Below are 5,162 nucleotides of genomic sequence, written 5' to 3' on the forward strand. Positions count from 1 at the left end.
AGTACGTCCAGTACGAGGGCTTCCGGCCGGCACGCCGAGAGCACGCACCAAACGCCGCTCCTCAACGGGCAAACGTTGCCTGCCGCGGCACTAGACGTGGACCGCGGACGGCACCATCGACCTGCCCGTGTGGACGCTTCGGATCGGCGAGGGCGTCTTCGCCGGCGTGATGTCGGACCTGTCCACTACCACCGCCGTCGACATCAGGAGATCGGCGCCCTTCCCGCACGCCAATGTCATCTCCAACCTCGCGGGCGGCGCGAAGAACATGGCCGACGTCTGGAACTACGAGCACATCACCTACGCGGCCATGGACGGATTCCTCGCCAAGGGCACCGCCGAGCAGGTGACCGCCAAGGCACGGAAGATGCTCAAGTCCCTGCGCTGACCAAGTCGGCCCCCAGAGCACGCACCCGGGGAGCGGGCACAGCGACATCACAGGCGTGGCACAGTGATCTCTGAGGCGGGTCCCACAGGATAGGGGCCATGGAAAACCCTCACCTTCACCGTCGCGGCTTCCTCGGTGCGGCGCTCGGCGCCGTCCTGCTCGGCGCGACCGCCTGCGGCAACTCCTCCGGCTCCTCCGCGAGATCGTCCGGCTCCACCACCGCCTCCGCGTCCGGTGACAGCGGCGACGTGCCGAGCCTGGAGATCCTGACCTCCGAGGTCAAGAGCAAGTTCAAGCAGTTCACCTACAAGGACTCGCAGACCGGCAAGTCCCTGCCCTACAACCTGTACATCCCGGCCGGCTACGACAAGTCCAAGTCCTACCCGCTGGTGCTCTACATCGCCGACTCCAGCCTCGTCGGCCAGGACGTGACGGCCCCGCTGTCTCAGTACGGCGCGCTGATCTGGGCCAGCGAGAGCGAGCAGGCCAAGCACGAGAGCTTCGTCCTCGTTCCGGAGTTCCCGGAGGTGATCCTCGACGATCACGGCAGCTACACCATGACCGACTACGTCGAGATGACCACCCGCCTGCTGAGTTCGGTGACGGGCGAGTACAGCGTGGACGCCAAGCGGATCTACGGCACCGGCCAGTCGATGGGCTGTATGACGGTCATGTACCTGGCAGCCCAGCACCCCGGCCTGTTCGCCGCCGAGCTGTTCGTCTCCGGCCAGTGGGACATCAGCAAGCTGGGCAACCTCACGAAGGAGAGGTTCATCTACACCGCCGCGGGCGGAGACGAGAACGCCTCGGGCGGCCAGACCGACGTCGAGAAGCTGCTCAAGGACGCGGGGGTGTCGTACCAGACCGCGACCATCGACGCGACCTGGTCCACGCAGAAGATCGAGAAGGCTGCCGAGAAGCTGCTCGCCGCCGATGTCACGGACTACTTCATGACCTTCAAGAAGGGCACCGTGCTCACGGCCGCCGGGACGTCGAACTCCGGTGACCCGATGGCCAACAGCGAGCACATGCAGTCCTTCAAGCCCGCCTACCAGATCACCGCATTCCGCGACTGGATGTTCCAGCAGAGCGCCTCCTGACACCCCGGAAGTCCGCCGGCGACGGCCGGTGTCCCCACCCATGGGCACCGGCCGGCCGATCCCACCACTGCCGCGCCGGCGCTCCGCTTACGTCCGGACGAGACCGACGAGGACCATTCCATGAAGAAAAGACCACCTGCGGCACGTGGTCTGCTGATCGCATCACTGAGCGCCCTGGCCTTGAGCGTGAGCGCTTGCGGCACGGCGTCCACCACGTCCAGTACGAGCACCACGAACTCCGGCGCGAGCAGCGCGGCAGCCGCCACCGCCCAGGCGAACGCATCGCCGACCGCGACGGCGTGCGGGACCGCGACGGCCGACGCGAGCGGCACGGATACCGCGAGCGCCGGCATGCAGGCCGAGGGCTCCTACTCGCAGGGCGACTACGCCAACGCCCTCATCTGGGCCCGAAAGGCCGCCGAGGGCAGTGACGCCCGCGGCGAGAGAATCCTGGGCATCATCTACCTCGACGGGCTGTGCGTCGACAAGGACTACGCCAAGGCGCGGACCGCCCTTCAGAAGGCCACCGACGGCGGCGACATGAAGGCGCCCCGCTACCTCGGACAGATCTACACCGAGGGGCTGGGAGTCACCGCGGACGCGGCCAAGGGCGCGAAGTACTACCAGACGGGCGTGGACCGGGGCGACATCAGCAGCATGATCGCCCTGGGGGAGCTCTACGAGACCGGCTCCGGTGTGACCCGCGACTACGGCAAGGCACTCACCCTGTTCAAGCAGGCCGCTCAGCGGACCGACCACGTCGGCGCACCCGCCATGACGGCCATCGGCCGCATGTACGAGAAGGGCCTCGGAGTGACCAAGAACCTCACTACCGCCGAACAGTGGTACCGCAAGGCCGTAGCAGTCGGCGACACCAGCGCCCAGGCGGACCTGAAGCGGGTACTGGCGGAGCAGTGACGGGTGGTCGCGGCAGCGGCGACGGCCCTTGGCCACTGAGAGTGCGGGCGTGAGGGGCCGGACCGACGGGCGGTTGTCGTCGCGATGGGCTGGTTGCACGAGGCAATGGACCGGGCATCCCTGATCGTCCGGCTCGCCGGTGATTGGTAGCCACGGATGATCTGTGGGAGCCCTACCGACTCCTCGACCCGTCCGAAGCGCCGGTCGACGGCGTCGCCGCCTTCCTGCAGGATCTCCAGGGGGCCGGCCGGCAAGCCGTCTGCGACAGCGCGCTCGTACGGGATGGACCTGCTGCGCTGGTTCCGGTTTCGCAGCATGACGCACGGGACTGCCACAGACGGCCGCCGCGGGTGCAGGCCGTGGTGGCCGTACGGCGCTTCCTGCGACTTCGCGACCTCCACGGCCCCGGCCGACGTGGTCCGCCGCCGGTACCCGGCCTCCGCGACCGCCGGCCTGGAGGCCCTGCGCGCCACCCTCGCGCCGGACGGGGATTGGACGGAGACGGCGGGCTTCCCTCTCGCCGGCACCTGTCGCACCACCCCCGAGGGGGTCACCTCCCACGTCATGGAACAGCTGGCAAGGAGTGGGACGGCTGGACCGCGCACCACGACACGTACGTCGCCGAGGGCGAGAACGTCGTCGTCCTCGCCCGTTACACCACGACCAACTGGGCCACCCGCGAGCCGGTCGACGTGCGCGTCGCCCATCACTTCGTGGGCCGCGGCGGCCTGATCGTCCGCTTCGAGCAATTCGTCGACACCGCCCTCGTCCGGGACGCCATGCGCGGCTGAGCGACCGTCCAGCCCTCCTTGGGCTCGGCAGCGCGTTCCCTCTCAGGAGGGTGCACCCGGGGCACGTGCCGCTGTCCACGCGCCTGGGGATGCGCGCTCCTGTCAGCTCTCCGGCACGCGACAACTGATCACTACGACACGGAATCGAACTCGCGCTCTCGGCCCGGGGAGCCGCAGGTCATCCGCGGCCGGTTCGGGCGCGACGCTCAGCCACCGACCATTCCGGCGTCGATGCGCTGACCGCGCGACGTGTCCACGACGACAGGGATACCGTCCGGGATCCGTCCCTGGAGCCGGTCGAGCAACCCTTTGACAGGCGGGAGGCCGGCAGGGGTGCGGACATGGACGTACATGGTCCGGGACGTCGAGTCGACACTCGTGACGGATGCGCCCGGCTCTTCGGCGAGCCATTCTTCGGCGGCGTCCTTGGTCCGGCCGGTCCAGGTGTTGAGCAGGAGGGTGATCGTGGTGTTGGCCGCCAGCGGCACGAACACGACGGTGAACAGCAGGGCCATGGCCGCGTACGTCCTGCGGGCGGGCCGCCCGCTCGCCCTGTCGGCCTGGGTGCCGTAGCCGAGTGTGGCGAAGACCACCATGCCGCCGAAGACCAGCGCGAAGAAGTTGGACACGAACAACACCAGCGCCCCCAGCGCGAGCCAGCCCGACAGCTGCCCCAGGCACACTCCGACCACCACCAGGGGCGGGACGAGGGAGATGGCGATCGCGACCCCGGGCAGCACGGCGGCGACGTCCCGTCGGGCGAGTGCCACCGCACCCGCGAAGCCGGTCGCCAGGGCGGCGACCAGGTCCATCAGACCTGGTGACGTCCGTGACGCGATCTGGCTGTTGGAGAGCAGGTCGTAGTCGCCGGGGAGCACCGTTGAGAAGAGCATCCCCATCACGATCACCAGCAAGCAGGCGAAGAGGACGATCCTGGCCGCTCCAATGCGACGGCGCTGCACCGACCCCAGCGCGATACCCATGATCGGTGTGGCCAGCGGTGCGATGATCATCGCACCGATCACGGTGGCCGTCGAGTCCGTGAGAACCCCACCGGCCGCGATGATCGACGACAGCGTCAGCATCGTCCAGAATGCCGAACGCTTGGACGTGGTGTCTCCGGACGACAGGTCCAGTCCTGTGTCAGTTCGTTCAGCGTGCGGCGCTGGGCGGTCGGCAGAACACGGGCACGAACTCCGTTGAGCATTCCCCCAAGGAACCACGACCGGCGTGATCCCGATCGGCAGGACACGATGCACGTGATCAATCCGGGCCAGTACCGCCGTGGGTCCGTTCGTGCATCCGAGCTGTGATCACCCGCGAGTAACCGGACACGACGACCAGCACGTGCGGGCGAACCACTCCGGCTGCAACCGAGCGGGTGCCCACGGGCGGGAACACAGGTCGCACCGGGCGAGCTCACCCGGTTCACGGACCGTCCGCGGGACGGGGCCAACGGCAGATGGGTCCCGGCCGGTGCTCACGCACCGGCGGTGCGGTGCGCCAAGTCCTGGTCCGGCGCCGGCCGGCGCCAAGGGACCTCGACGAGGAAAGGGGGCCGCGACCGGGCCCGGGAGGCGACGCGGTTCGGTCGGTGCAGGGGGCGGGCCCACGTATGGCCCGGTCCGTCGCCGTCGTAGGCCGCCGGATGCAGTCATGGCTCGCGGTGCGTGGCGCTCGTGGGGGTCCTCGCAGGGCCCAGTGCGCGGATGATGCGGGTCAGGTCGGCAGGGGCGGCCGCGAGGCGGACCGGCTCGCCCGCGTCGTCGAGTTCGGCGATGTGCCAGCTTCTGGGGACGGCGTCGCCGTCGCTGCCGCGCGGGCGCCGCACGCCCTTGGCGGTGAGCCGCTCCACCGGGATCCGTCGTGCCGCGAACCGGCCCGGGCCGGGGTGGGGCGTGATGGCGGGCGGGCCGCCGCCTCCGAGGACGATGTGGGAGCCGATGTTGTTCGGGTTGTCGTCGG

The 5,162-nt window shown here is 69.3% G+C and carries 5 protein-coding genes and 2 pseudogenes; 4 read left to right on the top strand and 3 right to left on the bottom strand.

Going from position 1 to position 5,162, the window contains the following annotated elements; all coding sequences use genetic code 11:
- Positions 1-127 precede the first annotated feature (127 nt).
- Both ABZ281_RS36815 and ABZ281_RS36820 read left to right on the top strand, forming a co-directional pair.
- Positions 128-388, top strand: coding sequence for a hypothetical protein (locus ABZ281_RS36815; RefSeq protein WP_356662394.1), 261 nt, complete (start codon positions 128-130; stop codon positions 386-388).
- A gap of 98 nt (positions 389-486) precedes the next feature.
- Entirely contained in the window at positions 487-1,488 is a 1,002-nt protein-coding gene (locus tag ABZ281_RS36820) for an alpha/beta hydrolase-fold protein (RefSeq protein ID WP_356662395.1), read from the top strand.
- Here ABZ281_RS36820 and ABZ281_RS36825 read toward each other — a convergent pair.
- Positions 1,437-1,841 carry a hypothetical protein gene (locus ABZ281_RS36825; protein ID WP_356662396.1) on the bottom strand — a complete coding sequence of 135 codons (405 nt, stop codon included), beginning with the start codon at positions 1,839-1,841 and terminating at the stop codon, positions 1,437-1,439. The two genes, ABZ281_RS36820 and ABZ281_RS36825, sit on opposite strands and share 52 nt — an antisense overlap.
- On the opposite strand from ABZ281_RS36825, the gene ABZ281_RS36830 reads away from it, so the two are divergent.
- Both ABZ281_RS36830 and ABZ281_RS36835 read left to right on the top strand, forming a co-directional pair.
- A complete protein-coding gene (locus ABZ281_RS36830) occupies positions 1,840-2,406 on the top strand; it encodes a tetratricopeptide repeat protein (RefSeq protein ID WP_356662397.1) in 567 nt (188 codons plus the stop codon). The genes ABZ281_RS36825 and ABZ281_RS36830 overlap by 2 nt on opposite strands.
- Before the next feature lie 414 nt (positions 2,407-2,820).
- Positions 2,821-3,197, top strand: a pseudogene (locus ABZ281_RS36835) (nuclear transport factor 2 family protein).
- A gap of 206 nt (positions 3,198-3,403) precedes the next feature.
- On the opposite strand, the gene ABZ281_RS36840 reads toward ABZ281_RS36835, so the two are convergent.
- Positions 3,404-4,282, bottom strand: a complete 879-nt coding sequence (locus ABZ281_RS36840; RefSeq protein ID WP_356662398.1) for a TIGR00341 family protein — start codon at positions 4,280-4,282, stop codon at positions 3,404-3,406.
- A gap of 569 nt (positions 4,283-4,851) precedes the next feature.
- Positions 4,852-5,162: pseudogene (locus ABZ281_RS36845) on the bottom strand (PH domain-containing protein); the annotation flags it as partial.

The organism is Streptomyces sp. NPDC006265 (genome assembly GCF_040613555.1).
GTDB lineage: Bacteria > Actinomycetota > Actinomycetes > Streptomycetales > Streptomycetaceae > Streptomyces.